The organism is Mesorhizobium sp. M1428, from assembly GCF_040317515.1.
In the GTDB taxonomy this organism is placed as follows: domain Bacteria; phylum Pseudomonadota; class Alphaproteobacteria; order Rhizobiales; family Rhizobiaceae; genus Mesorhizobium.
In genome coordinates this window covers 1-20,838 of sequence record NZ_JAMYKT010000008.1, presented here as the reverse complement: position 1 = coordinate 20,838, position 20,838 = coordinate 1, and the positions used below count along the sequence as shown (strand labels likewise).

The 20,838-nt window shown below is 63.6% G+C and carries 22 protein-coding genes, 1 tRNA gene and 1 pseudogene; 9 read left to right on the top strand and 15 right to left on the bottom strand.

Annotation, left to right across the window (positions count from 1 at the left end; all coding sequences use genetic code 11):
* The 7 genes from NKG60_RS13330 to NKG60_RS13300 form a co-directional block, all read right to left on the bottom strand.
* Positions 1–852, bottom strand: coding sequence for a carbohydrate ABC transporter permease (locus tag NKG60_RS13330; protein WP_376705884.1), 852 nt, complete (start codon positions 850–852; stop codon positions 1–3).
* 187 nt (positions 853–1,039) lie between these two features.
* A complete protein-coding gene (locus NKG60_RS13325; protein WP_352865863.1) occupies positions 1,040–2,365 on the bottom strand; it encodes an ABC transporter substrate-binding protein in 1,326 nt (441 codons plus the stop codon).
* 33 nt (positions 2,366–2,398) lie between these two features.
* Complete coding sequence (locus NKG60_RS13320) at positions 2,399–3,484, bottom strand: ABC transporter ATP-binding protein (RefSeq protein WP_352865866.1); 1,086 nt, start codon at positions 3,482–3,484, stop codon at positions 2,399–2,401.
* Positions 3,485–3,648: 164 nt separating this feature from the next.
* Positions 3,649–3,888, bottom strand: a complete 240-nt coding sequence (locus NKG60_RS13315; RefSeq protein WP_023674770.1) for a DUF2188 domain-containing protein — start codon at positions 3,886–3,888, stop codon at positions 3,649–3,651.
* 28 nt (positions 3,889–3,916) lie between these two features.
* The gene (locus NKG60_RS13310; protein WP_352662432.1) at positions 3,917–4,210 is read right to left on the bottom strand and encodes a DUF982 domain-containing protein; all 294 of its coding nucleotides are present in this window, start codon (positions 4,208–4,210) and stop codon (positions 3,917–3,919) included.
* 62 nt (positions 4,211–4,272) lie between these two features.
* Entirely contained in the window at positions 4,273–4,590 is a 318-nt protein-coding gene (locus NKG60_RS13305; RefSeq protein WP_352662429.1) for an SH3 domain-containing protein, read from the bottom strand.
* Positions 4,591–4,697: 107 nt separating this feature from the next.
* Complete coding sequence (locus tag NKG60_RS13300; RefSeq protein ID WP_352865873.1) at positions 4,698–5,801, bottom strand: NADH:flavin oxidoreductase/NADH oxidase; 1,104 nt, start codon at positions 5,799–5,801, stop codon at positions 4,698–4,700.
* 153 nt (positions 5,802–5,954) lie between these two features.
* Here NKG60_RS13300 and NKG60_RS13295 point away from each other — a divergent pair, with 153 nt between their 5' ends.
* The gene (locus tag NKG60_RS13295; RefSeq protein ID WP_254817694.1) at positions 5,955–6,533 is read left to right on the top strand and encodes an NUDIX domain-containing protein; all 579 of its coding nucleotides are present in this window, start codon (positions 5,955–5,957) and stop codon (positions 6,531–6,533) included.
* Between the two features lie 62 nt (positions 6,534–6,595).
* Here the strand turns inward: NKG60_RS13295 and NKG60_RS13290 are convergent.
* Positions 6,596–6,681 (bottom strand) — tRNA-Leu (locus NKG60_RS13290).
* Between the two features lie 591 nt (positions 6,682–7,272).
* Between NKG60_RS13290 and ade the strand changes: the two genes are divergently transcribed.
* Entirely contained in the window at positions 7,273–9,084 is a 1,812-nt protein-coding gene (ade, locus tag NKG60_RS13285; RefSeq protein ID WP_352868256.1) for an adenine deaminase, read from the top strand.
* A gap of 235 nt (positions 9,085–9,319) precedes the next feature.
* Here ade and NKG60_RS13280 read toward each other — a convergent pair whose 3' ends face one another.
* The 3 genes from NKG60_RS13280 to NKG60_RS13270 all read right to left on the bottom strand — a co-directional run bounded on the left by NKG60_RS13280 (position 9,320) and on the right by NKG60_RS13270 (position 13,187).
* A complete protein-coding gene (locus tag NKG60_RS13280; RefSeq protein WP_352868259.1) occupies positions 9,320–10,483 on the bottom strand; it encodes an alpha/beta hydrolase in 1,164 nt (387 codons plus the stop codon).
* A gap of 132 nt (positions 10,484–10,615) precedes the next feature.
* A complete protein-coding gene (locus tag NKG60_RS13275; RefSeq protein ID WP_352868261.1) occupies positions 10,616–11,689 on the bottom strand; it encodes an alpha/beta hydrolase in 1,074 nt (357 codons plus the stop codon).
* A 103-nt stretch (positions 11,690–11,792) separates the two neighbouring features.
* Positions 11,793–13,187, bottom strand: coding sequence for a hypothetical protein (locus NKG60_RS13270; protein WP_352868263.1), 1,395 nt, complete (start codon positions 13,185–13,187; stop codon positions 11,793–11,795).
* A 126-nt stretch (positions 13,188–13,313) separates the two neighbouring features.
* Between NKG60_RS13270 and ilvA the strand changes: the two genes are divergently transcribed.
* Both ilvA and NKG60_RS13260 read left to right on the top strand, forming a co-directional pair.
* Positions 13,314–14,570: a threonine ammonia-lyase IlvA gene (gene ilvA / locus NKG60_RS13265; protein ID WP_352868265.1), complete on the top strand. Its 1,257-nt coding sequence runs from the start codon at positions 13,314–13,316 to the stop codon at positions 14,568–14,570.
* On the top strand, positions 14,567–15,139 hold the full coding sequence (locus tag NKG60_RS13260) for a DUF1697 domain-containing protein (protein ID WP_352868268.1): 573 nt from the start codon (positions 14,567–14,569) through the stop codon (positions 15,137–15,139). Before ilvA ends, NKG60_RS13260 begins: the two co-directional genes overlap by 4 nt.
* A 6-nt stretch (positions 15,140–15,145) precedes the next feature.
* Here the strand turns inward: NKG60_RS13260 and NKG60_RS13255 are convergent, their stop codons facing one another.
* Together NKG60_RS13255 and gloA are read right to left on the bottom strand one after the other, a co-directional pair.
* Positions 15,146–15,439 (bottom strand): DUF2218 domain-containing protein, encoded by a 294-nt coding sequence (locus NKG60_RS13255; protein WP_352868271.1) that lies wholly within the window; start codon positions 15,437–15,439, stop codon positions 15,146–15,148.
* Positions 15,440–15,517: 78 nt separating this feature from the next.
* The gene (gene gloA, locus NKG60_RS13250) at positions 15,518–15,958 is read right to left on the bottom strand and encodes a lactoylglutathione lyase (RefSeq protein ID WP_023674793.1); all 441 of its coding nucleotides are present in this window, start codon (positions 15,956–15,958) and stop codon (positions 15,518–15,520) included.
* Positions 15,959–16,173: 215 nt separating this feature from the next.
* Here gloA and NKG60_RS13245 point away from each other — a divergent pair, with 215 nt between their 5' ends.
* The 4 genes from NKG60_RS13245 (at position 16,174) to NKG60_RS13230 (ending at position 18,647) form a co-directional block, all read left to right on the top strand.
* Positions 16,174–16,770, top strand: coding sequence for a cold-shock protein (locus NKG60_RS13245; protein ID WP_502903448.1), 597 nt, complete (start codon positions 16,174–16,176; stop codon positions 16,768–16,770).
* Between the two features lie 19 nt (positions 16,771–16,789).
* The gene (locus NKG60_RS13240) at positions 16,790–17,353 is read left to right on the top strand and encodes a DUF192 domain-containing protein (protein WP_352868275.1); all 564 of its coding nucleotides are present in this window, start codon (positions 16,790–16,792) and stop codon (positions 17,351–17,353) included.
* A gap of 20 nt (positions 17,354–17,373) precedes the next feature.
* Positions 17,374–18,141, top strand: a complete 768-nt coding sequence (locus tag NKG60_RS13235) for an alpha/beta fold hydrolase (protein WP_352868277.1) — start codon at positions 17,374–17,376, stop codon at positions 18,139–18,141.
* 134 nt (positions 18,142–18,275) lie between these two features.
* The gene (locus NKG60_RS13230; RefSeq protein ID WP_352868280.1) at positions 18,276–18,647 is read left to right on the top strand and encodes a hypothetical protein; all 372 of its coding nucleotides are present in this window, start codon (positions 18,276–18,278) and stop codon (positions 18,645–18,647) included.
* A 46-nt stretch (positions 18,648–18,693) separates the two neighbouring features.
* On the opposite strand, the gene NKG60_RS13225 is transcribed toward NKG60_RS13230, so the two are convergent.
* A complete protein-coding gene (locus NKG60_RS13225; RefSeq protein WP_352868282.1) occupies positions 18,694–19,308 on the bottom strand; it encodes an HD domain-containing protein in 615 nt (204 codons plus the stop codon).
* Between the two features lie 160 nt (positions 19,309–19,468).
* Here NKG60_RS13225 and cysE point away from each other — a divergent pair, with 160 nt between their 5' ends.
* Entirely contained in the window at positions 19,469–20,317 is an 849-nt protein-coding gene (gene cysE, locus NKG60_RS13220) for a serine O-acetyltransferase (RefSeq protein WP_023717455.1), read from the top strand.
* A gap of 210 nt (positions 20,318–20,527) precedes the next feature.
* Here the strand turns inward: cysE and NKG60_RS13215 are convergent.
* Positions 20,528–20,838, bottom strand: a pseudogene (locus tag NKG60_RS13215) (IS4 family transposase); the annotation flags it as partial.

Here is a 20,838-nt window from a genome sequence, read left to right as displayed (position 1 = left end):
TCAATCTCCGCCGCCCTGCTGCCATTTGCGGCGCTGTAGGCCAAAATAGCTGAACAGGATCGCCGCCAGCAGGAACGGGATCATGGCGACTGCGATCGCGGCGCCCTCGCCAAGCTGGCCTCCGGAAATGCCGCGCTGGAACGACAGCGTCGCCATCAGATGGGTGGCGTTGACCGGCCCGCCGCGCGTCAGCACATAGATCAGCTGGAAATCGGTGAAGGTGAACAGCACCGAAAACGTCATGGTGATGGCGATGATCGGCGTCAGCAGCGGCAGCGTCACGTAACGGAACAATTGCCAGCGGCTGGCGCCGTCGAGCGTGGCGGCCTCGTAGAGCGACTGCGGAATCGTCTGCAGGCCGGCAAGCAGCGTGATCGCCACGAAAGGAATGCCGCGCCAGACATTGGCGGCGATGACCGAAGCCCGCGCATTCTCCGGGTCGCCGAGGAAATTGATGCGATGGTCGATCAGGCCCATTTCCATAAGTGCCCAGGACAGGATCGAGAACTGCGAATCGTAGATCCACCAGAAGGCGATCGCCGACAGCACCGTCGGCACCACCCAGGGCAGCAGGACGATCGCGCGGAAGAACGATTTGAACGGCAGATTCTGGTTGAGGATAAGCGCCAGCCAGAGGCCGAGCGCAAACTTCAGGATCGAGGCGCTGATCGTGTAGAGCAAGGTGTTGAAGACGGAGAGCCAGAAGACGGCGTCGTCCCACAGATATTCGTAGTTCTCAATGCCGATGAAGATGCCGGGGCGGCCGATGCGGGCATCGGTGAAGCCGAGCCAGACGCCGAGCCCGAGCGGATAGGTCAGGAAGACCAGCAGCAGTGCCGCCGCCGGCAGCATGAAGCCGAAGCCAAGCGCGTTATGACTTTCAGACACGAACGTCAAAATGCGCGACAGCGTCGACCGGCGTGGCTGAGCGGCAGCGGAGGTCACGGCCATGGGTCGGCTCCTCTAAGGTCTCATTGATCGGCCAGGCGGCCATGCGCGATTCGAAGCCGGGCAGCATGGCTGCCCGGCTGAATCCGGCTCAAACGCGATAGTAGCGGTTTGCGCGCTTCTCGGCTTCTTCCATCGCTTCTTGCGGCGTCGCCTGGCCGGTCACCGCCTTTGCGAACATGTCGACCAGCACATAGTCGGCCATGGTCGCCGCCGAGGCATAGCCGAGCGGGCCGGCATAGCCGTTGGGCCGCAGCGTCGCCGAGGCCTTGGCATAGGCGGCATTGTTAGGATCGGCCGTCCACACCGGGTTATTGTCGAAGGCTTTGAGCGTCTGGCAGCAATAGCCCGCCGAGGACGTGATCCACTTGGCCATTTGCGGTTCCTCGAACATGAACTGCAGGTAGGCCTTGGCGGCGTTGGGGTAGGGTGTGTAGTCGAAGATCACGGCCGTGGTCACCTGGAACAGCTCGACGGATTTCCCGACCGGGCCGATCGGCAGGTTGGTCGTGCGGATGTCCTTGGCCATCTCGGCCAGTTTCGGATCCTTGTCCTTGTTGACCTTGGCGGTGTTGTAGGCCGAAATGCCGTTGGCGATGACGCTCAATTCGCCGGCTAGGAAGGCGCGGTTGTTGTTGACGTCGAGCCAGCTTTCGGTACCGGGAATGAAGGTCTTGTAGAGCTCCTGCGCGTATTCGATCGCCTTCAGCGTCTCGGGGCTGTTGATCGTCACCTTGCTGCTCTCGTCGACCATTTTGCCGCCGTGGCTCCACAGCAGCCAGTGGGCGTAGTTGTTGCCGTCGCCGACGCCGTGGCCGTGCGTGAAGCCGGCCGGATGGCCCTTCGCCTGCAACGCCTTGCAAAGTTCGAGCAAGCCTGCCGTGTCCTTCGGAAATTCGGAGAAGCCGGCCTCCTTCACCCAGCTTTCGCGATAGACGATGGCATTGCCGATGGTCGCCAGCGGCAGGCCGAGGAACTTGCCTTGCCGCGTCGCATATTGGTGCGGTCCATCGTGCCAACCGTCATATTTCGAGCCGAGATATTCGCCCAGTTCCGTCACGTCGTGCAGCTTGTCGGGATATTGGTGCGGGTCGTCGAACCAGACGAACATCAGGTCCGGGCCCGAGCCGACATTGGCGGCGACCGCCGCCTTGGGACGGATGTCCTCCCAGCTTTCCTTGTCGACGCGGACCTCGACGCCGGTCGCTTCGGTGAAGCGCTTGGTGTTGGCCAGCCATTGATCCTCGTCGCCCTGCACGAAAGGCGACCAGCGCAGCAGCCTGAGCTTGGCGCCGTCCTCGGGCTTGTATTTCAACCCCTCCTGGGCAAAGGCGGGAGAACCGATGAGCCGGCTTCCCAAGGCTCCCGCCGCCACGCCGGCGGTGGTGCGGATCACGTCGCGTCTGCTGAATTTCATGCTCGCTTCCTCCTGCTTATTGTCCTTGCCGTCCTACTGCTCGATGGGTGTTTCGAACCGCTGTCCGGTTTTGCCGTGAAAGAGATGGATGAGGCCAGGCTCGGCCGTAAGCCGGATGGTTTCGCCCGGCGTGAAGGAATGGCGTTCCCGGAAATTGGCGACGATCTCCTCGCCGCCGGCGGTGCGGCCGATGAGCTGCACTTCGGACCCTGTCGGCTCGACCACCACGACGGTGACCGGAATGCCCTGATGGTCGGACAGCCGTAAATGCTCGGGCCGTATTCCCAGCACGACCGGCTCACCATTGCCGATGGAAAGTGCCGAGGCCAACGGGACCGAAATTCCGCCGGCGCCGCGAAACGACGGCGAGCCGTCGGTTACGATCTCGCCCCTGAGCATGTTCATGGCGGGCGAGCCGATGAAGCTGGCGACAAAAAGGTTGTTCGGCCGGTCGTAGAGTTCGAGCGGCGGCCCGATCTGCTCGACGATTCCGTCATGCATGACGACGATCTTGTCGGCCATGGTCATCGCCTCGATCTGGTCGTGGGTGACGTAGACCGTCGTCGTTTTCAGGCGCTGGTGCAGTTCCTTGATCTCGGCGCGCATCTGCACCCGGAGCTTAGCATCGAGATTGGACAGCGGCTCGTCGAACAGGAAGACCTGCGGATCGCGCACGATCGCCCGGCCCATGGCGACGCGCTGGCGCTGGCCGCCGGAAAGCTGGCGCGGATAGCGGTCGAGCAGCGGCACCAGTCCCAGGATCTCGGCCGCACGCCGCACGCCGGCATCGCTCTCCGTCTTGGGAACGCCCTTGAGCATCAGCGAAAACGCCATGTTCTCGGCGACCGTCATATGCGGGTAGAGCGCATAGTTCTGGAAGACCATGGCGACGTCGCGCTCCTTTGGCGCAACGTTGTTGACGACACGTTTGCCGATCGCAATCTGGCCGCGCGAGATCTTTTCCAGGCCGGCGATCATTCTGAGAAGGGTCGACTTTCCGCAACCCGAAGGACCGACCAGCGTGACGAACTCGCCGTCGTTTATATCGACGCTGACCCCGTGCAGGACCTCGACGTTCCCGAATGATTTGTAGACATCGCCGATTGCGACAGACGCCATCGATCTCCTCCCGATTGATTCCTGCAACGACTTCGAAGGAAACCGCTTTCCTGCCTGGCCCGCGACAGCGCCCAGGCTCCTCCCTGGTCACGCGCGATGTGAGACGGTAGCGCTACCAAACCGACCTGTAAAGCACGCCGGCATCACTGGGATATCGATACACCCTAATCCGAAACCTCGGTCTGCGGCCGATCGCGGCCGTCGGCGAGCTCGTCGTGCCATTTGCCGTCGGCGTCCTCGTACTGGATGCCGTCGGTGTTGCCGGCGACCTGCTGTTCGGCGGAAGCGATCTCGGCGGCGCGCAACGCGTCCTGATGGGTCGGGAACGTTTCGGAGAATGTCGAGCCGACCTTGTAGGCCCAGCCTCCGTCATGCTCGACGATCTTGTAGGTCAGTTTCGCCATGAAACCCTCCGGTTGAAAGCCCGTTGCCTCAATGCAGCCTGTCGTCGGCCAGTCTGTCGTCTGGCAGCCTGTCGTCTGCGACCAGCACGTCCGATTCCCTGGCGGCTTCGATCAGTGCCCGGCGCGCATCCGCCGTCGAACGATAACCTTCCAGCACTTTTAGGCAAGTGTCGAGGGCATCACGATGACGGGGCCCGCGATTGAGCGGCCAGATCGTCATCAGGCACTCCGCCGCCTCCTGGGCGCTGCGGATGTGGCGATACTTGCCGACATGGCCGAGTTCGACCACGACCGGCTTTTCAAATGGCTTGCTGTCCATCATCGCCGCCAACGCGGAGCGGCCGATTTGGTTGCAACTGCTATTTTAGCTCAGGCGAAAATAGCTCAATAGCCGCAGTCATTGCGCAGCCAGCGCGCATTCGCCCAGCCGGTGCGGCCGCCGAAATCGACCTGGTACCAGTTTCCGCGGCGGTCGAAGATCTCGGTTTGGTCGCCGTTGAACAATTGCCCGATCATGCGTGACGACGAGTTCGGTCGGGCTCGAACGGCGAGAAAGCCGCTTCCCGTTGCCAGATTGTAGTGCCTGGAAAGTCCGTGCACCGTACCTTCGCAATATTGCGCCCCGGCCGGCGTCGATGCGCCGAACGACAGCCCGGCCAAAACCGCGGCGGCGGCCGCAATGGAAATCCCCCTGAACGACATGTCTCTGCTCCCCCCAACCCGCCGCGCCCAGCCGCGGCCGGCCACTCTACACCGGCAGTGGATCAATGCGAAGCTGTGCTGGCCCGTCCAGCGAGACGAACCCGGCGTCAGTTCGCCGCCTTCATCCAGTGCTGCATCGTCGTCACCGAGCGGGCAAGCTGCGGCGCCGGGTGGATTTTTTCGCCGAAGGTGGCCGCGGCGCGCCAGCCCCAGCGCGGATCGGCAAGGAAGGCGCGCGCCAGCGCCACCATGTCGGCGCGGCCGTCGGCAACGATCGCCTCGGCCTGTTTCGGATCGTCGATAAGGCCGACGGCCCGCGTCGGGATGCCGACGGCCTTGCGCACCGCTTCGGCCAGATGCACCTGGTAACCGGGCCCGGACGGCAACTTCTGCAACGGCGAATTGCCGCCGCTCGAGCAGCAGAGATAGGCGACGCCGGCTTCCTTCAGCGCTTTTGCCACTTCGATCGCATCCTCGACCTCGAAGCCGCCATCGACCCATTCCTTGATCGACAGACGCGCGCCCAGCATCAGCCTGGGCACTGCCTTCTTCACCGCCTTGGCGATCTCGACGGCGAAACGCATGCGGTTTTCCAGTGAGCCGCCCCAGCGGTCGGTGCGCCGGTTGGAGAGCGGCGACAGGAACTGGAAGATCAGATAGCCATGCGCGGCATGCAACTCGATGAAGTCGAAGCCGGCCCGCTCGGCCCGCCGGGCCGCTTCGGCGAAGCGTTCGATGATTTGCAGGATCTCGGCGTCCTCCAGCGCCCGCGGCACCTGCCAGCCGGTGTCGTAGGCGATCGCCGAGGCCGACACGATCGGCCACGGGTCCTGATCGGCGCTTAGCGGGCCGCCGCCCTCCCAGGGTTCGCGGTTGGAGGCCTTGCGGCCGGCATGGGCAAGCTGCGTGCCGAATTTCGTGCCCGGTGCGGCGACACGCTTGGCTGCATCCAGGGTGCGCCGGGCGGCCGCCTCGTTGTCCTCGGAATAGAGGCCGAGGCAGCCGTGCGAGATGCGGCCGCGCCGCTCGACATCGGTCATTTCGACGGTGACCATGCCGGCGCCCGACATCGCCAGGTTCATCCAGTGATAAAGGTGCCAATCGCTGGCCGAGCCGTCCTCGGCCGAATACTGGCACATCGGCGCGACGGCGATGCGGTTGGGGAAGGTGAGGCCGTCGAGGGTGATCGGCTGGAAAAGCGATGAGGTCATAAAAAACTCCGCGAAGGGTTGCCGCTATTTATGCAGCCGATTGTGCCAGCGCCAGACACGAGACGGTGAACCGGTGCTCTGGACCAATAGCTGGCCGGATTGCACGAACGGGCGTCCGCGGCTACGCCTTGCCGCGGCAGCAGGGAGTCCACCATGGAAGATCGCATTCGCATCCGCTCTGAGGAAGTCCTTTCCGACGAATGGGCGGTTTTGAAAAAGACCGTCTTCGACTACCGCCGGCGCGACGGCAAATGGGAAACGCACACCCGCCAGACCTACGATCGCGGCGACGGCGCGGTGATCCTGCCTTTCGATCCGGAGCGCTCGACGGTGCTTCTGGTGCGGCAGTTCCGCTATCCGGCCTATGTCACCGGCCACAAGGAGCCGCTGATCGAGGCCTGTGCCGGCCTGCTCGACGAAGACGATCCCGAAACCTGCATCCGCAAGGAGGCCGAGGAGGAACTCGGCTACCGGCTGAAGGACGTGCAGCGGCTGTTTTCGCCCTATATGAGCCCCGGCAGCGTGACCGAGCGGCTCTGGTTCTTCGTCGCCCGCTATTCGCCCGCCGACCGCATTTCCGACGGCGGCGGCGCCCACGACGAAGGCGAGGACATCGAAGTTTTGGAAATGCCGCTCGACGAGGCGCTGGCCGGTATCCACGACGGTCGGATCATCGACGCCAAGACGATTATCCTGATCCAGCATTTGAAGCTGAACCCGATCGGGAGGTGAGGCGGCCAGAACCGGGTCGAGCGCCTGGTCTCCAGTTACGAAACTAAAAACGAAGACCAATCTGGTGCGGACGACGGGAATCGAACCCGTACGATCAGAGATCGAGGGATTTTAAGTCCCTTGCGTCTACCAATTCCGCCACGTCCGCAGGCCAGTCCTTTTCAGATGCCGGGCAGGGGCCGTCAAGCCGTCTTCTGCGGTCGCGGGTTGGTGGCGCGGCCCATGGATGCATCGAGAGCTCCGAGTCGAAGCCGTAGCGGTTCTGAGTGTCGACTGCGAAAACCGAGACAAACCGGCTAAAACAAAAAACCCGCCTTTGCGGGCGGGTCATCGGTACGAATCAGTACCATACCCAAATTAGTAGCATAGCTGCCGGCACAAAGCAAGAACAAAGTTGCCTGTCAGCGTTGAATCGCCGCTTCATTTCTCAGCTTGGGTTCCTCGCCCCCACGAAAGTGGGGGAGAGGTGGCTCGGCGAAGCCGAGACGGAGAGGGGGACCGCGCTCTATGAAAGGCCCCCTCTCCGGCCCCGTCGCGGCCACCTCTCCCCCGCTTCGCGGTGGGCGAGGAACCCAGGTCTTGAGAGGTCGGCGCCCGACCCCCTCTGTCGCCTTCGGCGACATCTCCCCCACTTTGGGTCCCCTTTTGGGGGGAAATGGCAGTTTCGCCGTCCGCGCTTACTTCCTCGCTGGTCAAAATCCTCGCGGCTTGGCACAGTCGGACAAAGAGGAGCCTGTTGATGCCGAAGACCGCCAGTGCGACGAAACCAAAACCCTGGGCCGAGATGGCGACGCATCTGGTCGATGTCGCCATGGGCCGCAAACCCGCCGATCTCGTCATCCGCAACGGGCGCTGGGTCAACGTTCATTCCGGCGAGATCATCGCCGGCACAGACATCGCCATCGCCGGCGGCCGCTTTGCCTATTGCGGGCCGAATGCCAGCCATGCCATCGGCCAGGGCACCAAGGTGGTCGATGCCGGTGGCCGCTATCTGGTGCCGGGGCTTTGCGACGCGCATATGCATGTCGAGAGCGGCATGGTGACGGTGACGGAATTCTGCCGCGCGGTGATCCCGCACGGCACCACCTCGATGTTCATCGATCCGCATGAGATCGCCAATGTGCTCGGCCTGCCGGGCGTGCGGCTGATGCATGACGAGGCCGTCGCCATGCCGGTCAACGTGCTCGTGCAGATGCCGTCCTGCGTGCCCTCCGCCCCGGGGCTCGAGCATGCCGGCGCCGAGCTGACCGTCGCCGACGTTGCCGAGGCGATGACCTGGGAGAACATCATCGGGCTCGGCGAGATGATGAATTTTCCCGGCGTCGCCGCCAACGATCCGGTGATGTCGGGCGAGATCGCCGCGACGGTGAGGGCCGGCAAGACCGTCGGCGGGCATTATGCCTCGCGCGATCTGGGCCTGCCGTTCCATGGCTATGTCGCCGGCGGCCCGGAGGATGACCACGAAGGCACGCGCGCCGAGGACGCCATCGCCCGCGTCCGCCAGGGCATGAAGGCGATGCTGCGGCTGGGCTCGGCCTGGTACGACGTGGCATCACAGATCAAGGCGGTGACCGAGAGCGGCCTCGACCCGCGCAACTTCATCCTGTGCACCGACGACAGCCATTCCGGCACGCTGGTGCACGAAGGCCATATGGACCGGGTCGTGCGCCACGCCATCAGCCAGGGCTTGAAGCCGGTAACCGCGATCCAGATGGCGACGCTCAACACCGCCCAGCATTTCAAGCTGGAGCGCGAAATCGGCTCGATCGCGCCGGGTCGGCTCGCCGATCTGCTGATCGTCTCCGACCTCGCCGAAATGACCATCGACGAGGTCTATGGCCGCGGCGTCAGGCTGGCCAAGGGCGGCAAGCTCGAGATCGACATTGCGGCCTACGACTATCCGAAGACAGCGAAAAACACCGTCAAGCTCGGCAAGAAACTCAAACCCGGTGATTTCGACATCGCGGCACCCATGGGCGCCAACGAAGTGCGGGTGCGCGTCATCGGCGTCATCGAGAACCAGGCGCCGACGCGGGCGCTCGAGGCCGATCTGCCGGTTGAAGAGGGGCTGGTCGCCATGGACCGCCGCAACGACGTCTGCCAGATAGCGCTGGTCGAGCGCCACAAGGGCACCGGCGGCGTCACCAACGCCTTTGTCTCCGGCTTCGGCTATATCGGCGACTGCGCCATGGCCTCCAGCGTGGCGCACGATGCCCACCACATTATCGTCGTCGGCACCAACAAGCAGGACATGGCGCTGGCCGTGAACCGGCTGGGCGAGGTCGGCGGCGGCGTTGTGCTGTTCTCCAAGGGTAAGGAGCTGGCGCTGGTCGAAATGCCGATCGCCGGCCTGATGTCGGACGAGCGCGCCGAAATCGTCGCCGCCAAGGCGGACAAACTCAGCGATGCCATGCGGCAGATGGGCTGCTCGCTGAACAACGCCTACATGCAGCACTCGCTGCTGGCGCTGGTCGTCATCCCGGAGCTCAGAATTTCCGATGTCGGCCTGATCGACGTGACGACGTTTCGGAAGGTCGATCTGTTCGTTTAGCGCCGTCGTGCGGAACTTTTGAGGCTGGAGGGACAGCGCCCCCCTCTGTCCTGCCGGACATCTCCCCCACGAGGGGGGAGATCGGACGTCACCTCGGTTTTCGCCAATCTTCCTCGTCGCAAAAATTGAGCAGAGCGCTGAAGCTGCCAATCTCCCCCCAAGTGGGGGAGATGTCCGGCAGGACAGAGGGGGGCGCGAAGGATTGCTACTTATGCCCGGCAGCCCACGCCGTTGCTCACCCGCCGGTGGCGATGGTCAGCACCTTGAACGGCGTGGTGATGACGATCTCGGCGACCGAGCCGACGGCCTTGCCGAGGCCCTGGCCGAGATTGTCGAGCTGGGCCGGCGCGGTTTCTTCGGAGGCGAGGCCCGCCGGGGCGCGCAGGCGGTCGCCGAGCAGCTGCACCAGAAACGGGTTGTCGGCGAACTTGGCGTGGTTCAGCCGGTCGCCGCCCTTTGTCTTGGTCAGGTCGACCACCGAGACGCCATAGCTGGCGAGGTCGGCCGCGTCGCCATAGTCGCCGACGCGCGGCTTGTCGCCGGAGATCATGGTCGACAGTCTGAGCGCCCGGTCGTCGCCCGAAAGCAGCACGGCGAACGGCTTGTCGGGCTTGCCGTAGCGGATCATCTGCTTCTTGAACACGTCGACGTCGATGTCGGGCGAGGCCAGGATGACGTAGCCGAGCTTGCCGCCGAGGTCGCGGTCGCCGGTGATGGCAAGCTGGCGCAACGCTTCCATCGTCACCCAGGTCCCCATCGAATGGGCAATGATGTCGATGCTCTTGGCGCGGCTCTTGGCGAGCATGCGCAGCGTCGCTTCGAGATCGTCGCGCGCCGCATTGGCGCTTTCCTTGTCGTAGATGTAGCCGGTCGTCTTGCCGCTCGATGCCCACGAAAACAGCACCGGCGTTCCCGGGTATTTGGTGTCGTGCGCGATCTGCGTCAGCCGGTAGATGCCGTCGTCGAAGCCGTTGTTGAAGCCGTGCACGAAAACCAGCGCGCGGTCGCCGCGCATCGCGATGTCGGCGCCGACCGCCTTGGCGAATTGCGGGGCGCCTTCGTAGAAGGTGACGCCGGTCGCCGTGAAATCCTTCGCCGGATTGCTGTTGGCCGAGCCCTTGACCCGCTCGATGGCGCCGAGCTGGTGGATTTTGGGCACCGTCACCTCGACGCTGGCAAAGCTGGTGGTCGGCGAACGGTCGCCGTCGAACACCTGCCGGGGCTCTTTCGTTGCCCTTTGCCGGGTTGTGGCGACGAAGATCTTGTGCGTTGCCGCAATGTCGGAAGCAGGTACGGTGATCGTCGTCTTGTTGAGCAGGTCATGCGTGTTCTGGCCGGCGCAGCCGGTAACCGCGAGCGCGAACGCAACGACGAGAAAGATCTTCGAAGGCACGATCACGCGGGCTCCCGCAAAGGCGACGTCGAGCCGGAGACGTCTTGGCCTATTCGATAGAGGCAGAGGCCGGCACGGTCCAGTTCAAACTGTCCCGATGGCGCGGCAAGGGTCAACAATGACGGCCGTGCAATGCAGCTATTGTCCGACCGAGGCGATGCGGTCTGTCACTTCGCGGTCACTGGCAAACCCGTCATCCTCGCGCAGCTTCTGGCCGATCAACTGCACCAATTCCGGATTGTCGGCGAATTTGGTGTGGTTGAAGCGGTCGGCGCCCTTGACGCTGGAAAGGTCGACGACCGACACGCCATAGCTGGCGAGGTCGGCAGCATTCTTGTAGTCGCCAACGCGCGGCCGCGAACCGGCGATCAGGCCCGATAACCTTAGCGCCCGGTCGTCGTCGGAGAGCAGCAGGATGAACGGCTTGTCCGGCTTGCCGTAGCGGCGCATCTGGCTCTTGAACACGTCGACGTCGATGTCGGGCGAGGCCAGCACGACGTCGCCGAGCTTGCCGCCGAGATCGCGGTCGCCGGTAATGGCGAGCTGGCGCAGCGCCTCCATGGTAACCCAGGTCCCCAGCGAATGGGCGACGATGTCGATGCGCCGCGCGCCGGTCTGCGCCAGCATTCTCAAGGTCACTTCCAGCTGGTCGCGGGCAACGCTGGCGCTTTCCTTGTCGTAGACGTAGTCGGTGGTCTTGGCGCCCGACGCCCAGGAAAACAGCACCGGCGTGCCCGGATAGCCGGAATCATGGGTGATCTGGGTGACGCGGTAGACGGCGTCGTCGAAGCCGGTGTTGTAGCCGTGGACGAAGACCATGACGCGGCCGCCGCGCGCCGCGATGTCGGCGCTGAGCGCGCTGGAGAATTTCGGCTGGGTGTCGTAGCCGACGACCTCGGAAGCCATGAAGTATTTGGCCGGATCGTCCGACTTGCCGCGCGAGCGCCGCTCGATCTGGCCTGTCTTGTGGATGCCGGGGACGGTGACGTTGACGCGGGCATAGTTCAGCGTCGCCGACCGCTCGCCGTCGAAGACCTTGTTGGGATCGTCGGAGCGCTTGCGCGTGGTGGCGATGAAGATCGAGTGGTTGCCGGCGATTTCCGTCACCGGCACCGCCATCATGGCGCTGCCGAGCAGTTCCTCGGTTTGGCGGCCGCCGCAGCCGGCGAGCAGCGCGGCAAGAACAATGATGCAAATTGTCTTCAAGGGCACTTAAGCAATTCCACTCCGGCCTAACCAAAGGCCCATCCACCTCCGCCGCACCTCCCGGACAGGCGAAGTGCGGCAGAAGTAAGTCGCAGGCGCCGAAATGCGCTCAGCGCCTCGCGACTGCCATCGCACTGTTGCGCGAAAGCCAGAACGGCGGCAGGAAGGCCGGAATGTTGGAAAAGGGCAGCACTTCCGGCTTCAGCCTTATGCCGAGCACGTCGGTCATGAAGGCGCGGCGCGCCTCGATGCGGCGCCAGGCTTCAGGATAGCGCGCGGCGATCTCTTCGCGCAGCGCCTCGTCGGCCAGCGCGATGCCGTCCTCGATGTTGGTGGTGAAGTAATCGGTGCCGGTCGCCGGGATGATGTCGACCTGCAAGGCCATGCCCGACTTCAACCTGATGTCGGAGCCGGAAAATACCGGCGAATGCATCCATTCGTCGATATGGACGAGATGGCCGGGATTGAGCGACACGCCAAAGAACGGATCGCCGATGCGCTTGTGCACCGCTTGCCACAACGCGCCGCCGGGAACGCCGATGCCGACCGTCTCATACCAGTCGACGACGGCGCAGAAATAGGGCGCGACCAGCCTCTCGACATAGTCCTGGATGCCCCTTGGAAGCTCGGCCGCGTCCTCGACCAGAAAACCGGCGCGGGCGTTGAGTGAGCCATGGATGCCATAGGCCATGGTGATCGGGTCGCCGCGCTTGATGACGTCAAGACGCGGGCTTGGCAGGCCATAGGGCGCCCGCCTGCCGGCCGACAGCATCGGGTGACAGCATTGCGGCAGGCCGTTGATGCCCATCAGCCGCGCCGCCTGCAATTCGGTCATGCCGGGTTCGATGCCTTGCAGCACATTGCGCAGGCCTTGCGAGGAATAGGTCGCGGCGAATTCGAACGCCGCCAGCTGGTCGGCCTCGTTGATGGCGCGCAGGCCGTCGGCAGGGTTCATCAAAAGGTTCGCCGCGTTGACGACCACGCCCCTATCGCCGGCAAGGCTGCGCAACGTGTCGGCGATGAAGGACGGCAGGTCGAGCGTCGTTTCGCCAAAACCGACATCGCCGGGGCCGAACGGCTTCCAGCCGATGGCGCCGATGCGCAGGCCGGCTTTCAGGCCGCAATCCACGAGGATGTCGGCCAGCGCTTGCGAGCGGTCGCGCGGCTGCGCCGGCAGCGAAAACGTCTGGTAGAGCACGCGCTCGTACGGCCCGTCGCAGATCTCGGCATAGCCCCAGCCCTCATTGCCGACCAGTAATTTCGGCGGCTTGCCGGCAACGATGACCAGCAGCGTCTCCTCGAAGCGCGGATCGTAGCCGCAGAGATAGGCGACATTGGCCGCATGTTCGCGGTCGCCATAGACGACGAAGGCATCGAACCCGCCGCGCGCGACCAGTGCCGCTATGCGGACCTCATAGGTGGCGCGCGTAACCAGCGGCATCACCGTCGGCTCGCCGAACTCTGGCAGCGACACGGTTTTCTGGGCCACCGATGCGACAGGCATGAACAGACGCTCCTAACGGCCAACGCGGTTTTGGGAATACCCTTTCGGGGTGGCCGGACAATGGCTTCGCGAGGCCGGATATGCAATAGCGGGACCGAATTCGGCTAGCTGTGGGGTGCTCTTGCCATGACCAGTTTCTCCTCTCGCGTCGCTGCCGCCGCTGCCGCGATCCGCGAGATCTTTCCGGAAACACCGCTGCAGGAAAACGACTATCTGTCGAAGAAGACCGGCGCGCGGGTGCTGCTGAAGCGCGAGGACCTGACGCCGGTGCGATCCTACAAGATCCGCGGCGCCTTCAACTTCTTCCGCAAGACGCTCGCCGCCGGCAACGCTGCCGAGCTGTTCGTCTGCGCCTCGGCCGGCAATCACGCGCAGGGCTTTGCCTTCGTCTGCCGCCATTTCGGCAAAAAGGGCGTCGTCTTCATGCCGGTGACGACGCCGCAGCAGAAGATCGACAAGACGCGGCTGTTCGGCGGCGAATTCGTCGAGATCAGGCTGGTCGGCGATTTCTTCGACGACTGCTACCGCGCGGCACTCGAATTCACCGAGACTGCCGGCGCACACATGGTGCCGCCTTTCGACCACAAGGACATCATCGAAGGGCAGGCGACCGTCGCCTACGAGATATCGGGCCAGATGCCCGGCGCGCGCATGCCGGATATGGTCATGCTGCCGGTCGGCGGCGGTGGCCTGGCCGCCGGCGTCACCCATTATTTCGCCGACCAGCAGCGTGAAACACGCTTCGTCTTTTGCGAGCCGGCCGGCGCACCGAGCCTGAGCGAGAGCCTCGCCACCGGAAAGCGGGTCAAGCTCGCCAAGGTCGACAATTTCGTCGACGGCGCGGCGGTGGCCGAGATCGGCCGCGAGCCGCTGCGCCACCTCAAGGAGTTTGCCGCCGATACCGTGCGGCTGATCCCGGAAAACCGGCTCTGCGCAACCATGATCGAAATGCTCAATGTCGAAGGCGTCGTGCTGGAGCCGGCCGGCGCGCTGGCGATCGACGCGCTCAAGGATTTTTCCAGGAAGGAAATCAGGGGCAAGACCATCGTTGCCGTGGTGTCAGGCGGCAATTTCGATTTCGAGCGGCTGCCCGATGTGAAGGAACGGGCGCTGCGCTTCGAGGGCTTGAAGAAATACTTCATCATCCGCTTTCCGCAGCGGCCCGGCGCGCTGCGCGATTTCCTCGAATTGCTAGGTCCCGACGACGACATCGCCCGCTTCGAATATCTGAAGAAATCGGCGCGCAATTTCGGTTCGGTGCTGATCGGCATCGAAACCAAGGACCGCCGCAATTTCGACCTGCTCAAGGCGAATTTCGATGCCGAGAGCGTCCATTACCAGGACATCACCGACAACGAGACGCTCGCCGGGTTCATCATATGAGCAGCAACGATCTTCCGAACGCTCCGGCGAAGGTTTTTATCGCGCTGTTTTCCGGCATCAACGTCGGCGGCAACCGCATCGTCAAAATGGCGGAACTCAGGTCATTTTTCGAGCAGCTCGGCTTCTCCGATATCGCCACCTATGTGCAGAGCGGCAACGCCGTCTTCCGGTCGCCAGATTGCGATGCGGCGATGCTGACCAGGCGGTTGGAAGCGGAATTCGAGAAGAAATGGGGGTTCCATTCGCGCATCATGGTGCGCGATCTCGGCTGGCTCGAGCGGCTGGCGGTGGACAATCCCTATCCGGAAGTGGCCGGCGAGCCGACGAAGCTGCACGCCTATGCGCTGGAGCGCCAGCCGACCGCCGAGGAGGTCGCCCGGCTGGCGGAAAAATGCACCGGGCCCGAACGCTTCGAGGTCAAGGGCGACGTGCTCTACCTGCATGCGCCTGATGGGCTCGCCAAATCGGTGTTTGCCAATCTCATCCCGCGGGTTCTGAAGGTGCCTGGCACGGCGCGCAATTGGCGCACCGTGCTGATGCTGCTCGAGATGGCCAAGGCCGGCGGTTGAGGTCGTCTACGCGGCCGGAGCGCGTTTCCAGTCGAATGCCAGCTCTTCACGGAAGGCGAAGCGCTTGATGTGCTCGGCAACGACCGTTTCCAGGCGCTCGAGCGAGCCGGCTTCATCGGTCGTCACCGCAATGTGCAGCGCAGCCTGGTCGGCATCGAGAACCGTGCGGCCGAGCGTCAGATCGATAGTGCCGTGGTTCGCGTCGAATTCGACTGGAAACTTGTGCGCCCAATGTTTGCACAGCTGCTGCAGATAGCGGCTGGCATGTTCGGTGGCGACGTCGACATGGCTGGTCGGCATGAATGAATTCTCCTGGGGAATGCGGACGCGAAAACCGAACCAGGGCCCGTCGACGTCCGTTCAAGATGGCGTGATCGGCTACCAGCTGCCGGTGTTCGGCATCGACGCCCACGGCTCGGCCTTCGGCTTTGCCGGACCTTTCTGCAACAGCTCGATCGAGATGCCGTCCGGCGATTTGACGAACGCCATGTTGCCGTCGCGCGGCGGCCGGTTGATGGTGACGCCATTGTCCATCAGCCGCTGGCAGGTGGCGTAGATGTCGTCGACCTCATAGGCGAGATGGCCGAAATTGCGGCCACCCTTGTAGTCTTCCGGATCCCAATTGTAGGTCAGCTCGACCAGCGGCGCCTTTTCGGAGATGCCGCTCTGCTCGTCTTCGGGCGCTGCGAGAAAGATCAGCGTGTAGCGGCCTTGCTCGTTTTCGTGGCGGCGCACTTCCTTGAGGCCAAGCTTGTTGCAGTAGAAATCGAGCGAGGCATCGATGTCGGCGACGCGGACCATGGTGTGCAGATAGCGCATGATTTCCTCCTTATGTTGCGTTGCGGCGCAACATAGGGGCGGCCCGGCCAAAGGGCAATCGGCCGCGCTTGCCGGCGCCGGCAAACGGCAAATCTGCTATTCCTGTATGGAACCGTGAAAAAAGGCACGTCAGGTCTTGCACACACCGGAAGCCGCGGTGTTAATCTGATACCAAGAATCAGTTGCAGTGTTTCTTGAAAAAAGGGGGCGTTCTTATGGGGGAAAAGGCCTCTTTCATGGGGCGGGACGGGGCCGGTAACGATGCGTTGAAGCGGGATGAGAGCGCCGATACGGCCGATCTCGTCGAAATCGCCGGCGCCATCAAATGGTTCGACGTGGCCAAGGGCTACGGTTTCATCCTTCCCGATGATGGTACTTCGGGCGACATCCTCCTCCATGTGACATGCCTTCGAAAGGACGGTTTTCAGACCGCCCTGGAAGGCGCCCGCGTCGTCTGCCTGGTCAAGCAGGGCGAGCGCGGGCTGCAGGCCTTCCGCGTGCTCTCGATGGATGTCTCCACGGCGGTGCATCCGGCGGAGATGCAGGAGCAGCGCACCCATGTCGCGGTGACGCCGGAAAGCGGCCTCGAACGGGCGCTGGTCAAATGGTTCAACCGCACCAAGGGGTTCGGCTTTCTGACCCGAGGTGAGGGCACCGAGGACATTTTCGTCCACATGGAGACGCTGCGCCGCTACGGCATCACCGAACTCCGGCCGGGCCAGGTGGTGCTGGTCCGCTTCGGACGCGGCGACAAAGGCCTTATGGCTGCCGAAATTCACCCCGATATGGGTACCTTGCCGGTCTCGCATTAGTTCCGGTCGAGGATTTCATATGGCTCACAGGAACCGGCTGACGGCGGGCGCGCTATGCGCCGGGATTTTCCTCATCGTCGCCGCAAGTGCGTTCTTCTATTTTCAGCAACCGAGTTCGGCCGACGGCAAGGCGATGATCCTTCCCGTCGATCCGGTGCCGCTGGTCGCGGTGACGAAGGCCGGCGAGCGTTCTTTTTCCGTCGAAATCGCCGACACGCCCGCCGAGCGCGAGGCTGGCCTGATGTTTCGCCGCCACATGGCCGACAATCACGGCATGCTGTTCGTCTTCGGTGCGCCGCAGGATGTGAGCTTCTGGATGAAGAACACGCCGATGCCGCTCGACCTGATCTTCGTCGGCCAGGACGGCCGGATCCGGGCGATCAAGCAAGGCGAGCCGCAGTCGGAGGCGATCATCTCGCCGGACGAGCCGGTGCGCTTCGTACTCGAGCTCAAGGCAGGCACCGCCGCCAAAAAGGGCCTTAAGGACGGCGACCTGCTGCGCCATCCGGCCATCGGCACGGCGCCCGGGCCGGCCATGCCGCCGCCCGACAAGGGCGATGCGCCGAATGTCGATTCCGACTGAACGGGCAGGATCTTCGGCCGATGCAGTTCTTCTCCCATGACGGTTTCGACCTTGCTTTCCTTGACCGCCAGCCGGCATCGGGGCAGGGCGATCCGATCCTGATGATCCACGGCTTCGCCTCGAGCCATTACGTCAACTGGGTGTCGCCCGGCTGGTTCAAGACGCTGAACGATGCCGGCTACCGTGCCATCGCCTTCGACAATCGCGGCCATGGCTCGTCGTCAAAGAGCTATGACGAAGCCGACTACACGCCGGCAAAAATGGCGTCGGACGCGGCAGCGCTTTTGAACCATCTCGGCATCGAACGCGCTCATGTCATGGGTTATTCGATGGGCGCGCGCATATCGGCCTTCCTGGCGCTCTCCGACCCGGACAAGGTGGCGACGCTGGTCTTCGGCGGTCTCGGCATCGGCATGGTCGACGGCGTCGGCGACTGGGATCCGATAGCCGACGCCCTCCTGGCCAAGGATCCCGCAGGCACCAGAGACCCGCGCGGCCGCTCGTTCCGCGCCTTCGCCGACCAGACCCGCAGCGATCGCCGGGCGCTCGCCGCCTGCATCGCCACCTCGCGCGAATTGCTGAGCGAGGCCGATCTTGCCCGCATTGCCCAGCCGACGCTGATCGCCGTCGGCACCAAGGACGACATCGGCGGCTCGCCGGATGAACTCGCCGCGTTGATGCCCAACGCCAGGGCCTTTCACATCAAAGGTCGCGACCACATGCTGGCGGTCGGCGACAAGACCTTCAAGCAGCGCGTGCTGGAGTTTTATGCCGAGCATCCGCTTTGATGGATGGCTCCCCAAAGGCGGCCATTGGGCCTGAAGCTGGGGTTCTTAGCGGTTTTGCAACGATACAGGACTAAATAAGCGTGACGCGCGGATCGGTTCAACTCCGCCACGCGCTAAACAGGGTTGGGGGTACGATGGTACAATGGGGAAGAAGCGACGCCGCTTTGCCGGGCGTCGTTACGAAAAGCACGTTCGGCGAATGGTCCGTTGTTCTAGCGCTGGCCGCATTGGCGACAGGGGCGATTGCGATCACCGCGTTGATAGCAATGCCGAGCGACGCCTCCCCACTGCTCCAGAACAGTGCGACGGGCTTCTTCGCTGCGGTATTTTTCCTGGCCGGGCCTTTGGCACATCTTACCGGCGCGGTCTTCGGGCTGATGGCGCTTGGGCGCCCAAACGACAATCGTGTGCTCGGCCTGGCTGGCATCGTGATCAACGGCGCGTCGCTGGCGGCCGGGGTGTTCATGCTGTGGGCAATGGCATCGACTTTTGGCGCATTCACCTGATCTCATTTCGGGCAAATCTCCGGACGCAAGCGGCCGACGCGTCGGGCTATGATCCGCCTTGGTCATTGCCAAGCGCCTTGAGCGACCGCGCCATGTTTTGCCGGGCCTGGGTTTCGAAGCGCAGGCGGAATTCTTCGCTATGGAAGATATGCGGGCGGGCGAGGAAGCCCTTCAGGACTGTGGCACGGCCGGCCCGCCACATCGGCTCATCGACCCACTGATATTCGCGGCGGACCGCCTGTTCGTAAGCGTCGAACACGTCAGGCGCAGCACCCAGGATCGCCAGGTCCATGTCGAGGAACAGCGCCGCGTCACGAACCGAATGCTGGTCGCCAAGGGGCGGCAATTCGTGGCCGGCGGTCGCAGTGATCATCGCCGCGATGCGGCCGATGCGTTGTGCGTCGGCGCGGCCGGCGAGCTTCTCCACGGCAAGTGCAGCGCTCCTCGCCTCATTGTCCTTGCCGCGGCTGTCGTAGATCGCGTCGTGGAACCAGATCGCCGCTTCGACTGCTTCAGGATCATGCAGCAACGCCCTGTAATCATTGGCCAGCGCCAGCATCGCCTCGATGTGGCCGAGGTCGTGGTAGTGGCGGTCCCCGGCCTTGTAGAGCGCGGAAAGCTCGCGCTTCAGGGTCTCGTCCATCAAGGTTGCGTTTTCCATGACTGCTTGAAATTCCGCCAACCAAATCCATTTGACGAAGCACTAAGGAAAATTGAGTTCACCCGTGCTATGATCTGGCTTATAGGTGCGGCCGGAGAATAGGCAAGCCGCCAAGCCGAGACATTGGATGGCCGAGACATTGGATGGCCGGAGACATCAGATGAACAGCGTTACGATTTCCCGTCCCACCAGGGTGCAGCCGGTAGATCCGATCTGGCGTTCGATCCGCGACGAAGCGATGGAAGCGGTCAACCGCGATCCGCTGCTGGCGGCGTTCCTTTATTCGACCATCCTCAATCAGGAAAACCTGGAAGAAGCGGTTATCCACCGGCTGGCCGAGCGCCTCGCCCACCAGGACATCGGCTCCGACCTCATCCGCCAGACATTCAAGGCGATGGCGGCCGACGACAAGGACTGGTCGACGACGGTGCGCGTCGATATCCAGGCCTATTACGACCGCGATCCGGCCTGCGACCGCTTCATCATGCCGGTGCTCTACTTCAAGGGTTTTCATGCCATCCAGACGCACCGGCTGGCGCATTGGCTGTGGAACCAGGGCCGCCAGGATTTCGCGCTGTATCTGCAGAGCCGGTCGTCCTCGGTGTTCCAGACCGACATCAATCCGGCAGCCCGCATCGGCAAGGGCATCTTCCTCGACCACGCCACCGGCCTCGTCGTCGGCCAGACGGCGGTGATCGAGGACGACGTGTCGATCCTGCACGGCGTGACGCTGGGCGGCACCGGCAAGGCCGGCGGCGACCGCCATCCCAAGATCCGCTACGGCGTGCTGATCGGCGCCGGCGCCAAGATCCTCGGCAACATCGAGATCGGCCATTGCTCGAAGATCGCCGCCGGGTCGGTGGTGCTGTCGCCGGTACCGCACAACAAGACGGTTGCCGGCGTGCCGGCCCGCGTCGTCGGCGAGACCGGCTGCGACCAGCCCTCGCGGCAGATGGACCAGCTGTTGCCATCGCAGACGATGGACCACGTCGTCAGCTTCGACATCTGAGCGCTCGGGCAGGGGCTTGGGCAAGGGCTTGTCGCGTCGGACCAACTATCGATGTCGGCGCCGCCCCTCATCTGCCTGCCGGCATCTTCTCCCCGTATAGTGACGGGGAGAAGGGGCTGACCGTAGCGTCGGCGCCCTTTCAGCAACGCTGGAGATTGGCGAAATCCTTTGTGAAGGCGTTCCTTCTCCCCGTCACTATACCTATCGGATTCACACATTTTGCAGATTGAGTTTGGTTCCGTACTTGATGGCGTGGAATTCGGCGAGGCCGATGCGCATGACCTTGGGGCCTGGCTTGCCGTAGTAGCCTGTCCAGCCGCCGAGGCGGGCGATGGCCCAGGCCGCGAAGGCTAGAGAGCCTTTGGGGTGAGGATTGCGTTGTCGTTCGGTCTTGCCTTCGAGCTTGGCTGAGACGGCTTCGAGGATGGGTCGGTCGTCGGGATCGAAAGCATCGCTGAGCCGCTGATCGGTGTTGCCGTCGCGAGCCTGGACGAGCTGCTTGATGGTGACGGCGGCGACGC

Bases quoted from the DNA above. Each gene is read 5' to 3' on its own strand.
- NKG60_RS13330 (WP_376705884.1), bottom strand. From the start codon at position 852: ATGCTGCCGGCGGCGGCACTGCTGCTGGTCTTCCTGACCTATCCGCTC.
- NKG60_RS13260 (WP_352868268.1), top strand. From the start codon at position 14,567: ATGAGCAGCAACGATCTTCCGAACGCTCCGGCGAAGGTTTTTATCGCG.
- ilvA (WP_352868265.1), top strand. From the start codon at position 13,314: ATGACCAGTTTCTCCTCTCGCGTCGCTGCCGCCGCTGCCGCGATCCGC.
- gloA (WP_023674793.1), bottom strand. From the start codon at position 15,958: ATGCGCTATCTGCACACCATGGTCCGCGTCGCCGACATCGATGCCTCG.
- NKG60_RS13240 (WP_352868275.1), top strand. From the start codon at position 16,790: ATGGCTCACAGGAACCGGCTGACGGCGGGCGCGCTATGCGCCGGGATT.
- NKG60_RS13235 (WP_352868277.1), top strand. From the start codon at position 17,374: ATGCAGTTCTTCTCCCATGACGGTTTCGACCTTGCTTTCCTTGACCGC.
- NKG60_RS13230 (WP_352868280.1), top strand. From the start codon at position 18,276: ATGGTACAATGGGGAAGAAGCGACGCCGCTTTGCCGGGCGTCGTTACG.
- NKG60_RS13325 (WP_352865863.1), bottom strand. From the start codon at position 2,365: ATGAAATTCAGCAGACGCGACGTGATCCGCACCACCGCCGGCGTGGCG.
- NKG60_RS13305 (WP_352662429.1), bottom strand. From the start codon at position 4,590: ATGTCGTTCAGGGGGATTTCCATTGCGGCCGCCGCCGCGGTTTTGGCC.
- ade (WP_352868256.1), top strand. From the start codon at position 7,273: ATGCCGAAGACCGCCAGTGCGACGAAACCAAAACCCTGGGCCGAGATG.
- NKG60_RS13320 (WP_352865866.1), bottom strand. From the start codon at position 3,484: ATGGCGTCTGTCGCAATCGGCGATGTCTACAAATCATTCGGGAACGTC.
- NKG60_RS13245 (WP_502903448.1), top strand. From the start codon at position 16,174: ATGGGGGAAAAGGCCTCTTTCATGGGGCGGGACGGGGCCGGTAACGAT.
- NKG60_RS13295 (WP_254817694.1), top strand. From the start codon at position 5,955: ATGGAAGATCGCATTCGCATCCGCTCTGAGGAAGTCCTTTCCGACGAA.
- NKG60_RS13270 (WP_352868263.1), bottom strand. From the start codon at position 13,187: ATGCCTGTCGCATCGGTGGCCCAGAAAACCGTGTCGCTGCCAGAGTTC.
- NKG60_RS13315 (WP_023674770.1), bottom strand. From the start codon at position 3,888: ATGGCGAAACTGACCTACAAGATCGTCGAGCATGACGGAGGCTGGGCC.
- cysE (WP_023717455.1), top strand. From the start codon at position 19,469: ATGAACAGCGTTACGATTTCCCGTCCCACCAGGGTGCAGCCGGTAGAT.
- NKG60_RS13310 (WP_352662432.1), bottom strand. From the start codon at position 4,210: ATGATGGACAGCAAGCCATTTGAAAAGCCGGTCGTGGTCGAACTCGGC.
- NKG60_RS13255 (WP_352868271.1), bottom strand. From the start codon at position 15,439: ATGCCGACCAGCCATGTCGACGTCGCCACCGAACATGCCAGCCGCTAT.
- NKG60_RS13225 (WP_352868282.1), bottom strand. From the start codon at position 19,308: ATGGAAAACGCAACCTTGATGGACGAGACCCTGAAGCGCGAGCTTTCC.
- NKG60_RS13300 (WP_352865873.1), bottom strand. From the start codon at position 5,801: ATGACCTCATCGCTTTTCCAGCCGATCACCCTCGACGGCCTCACCTTC.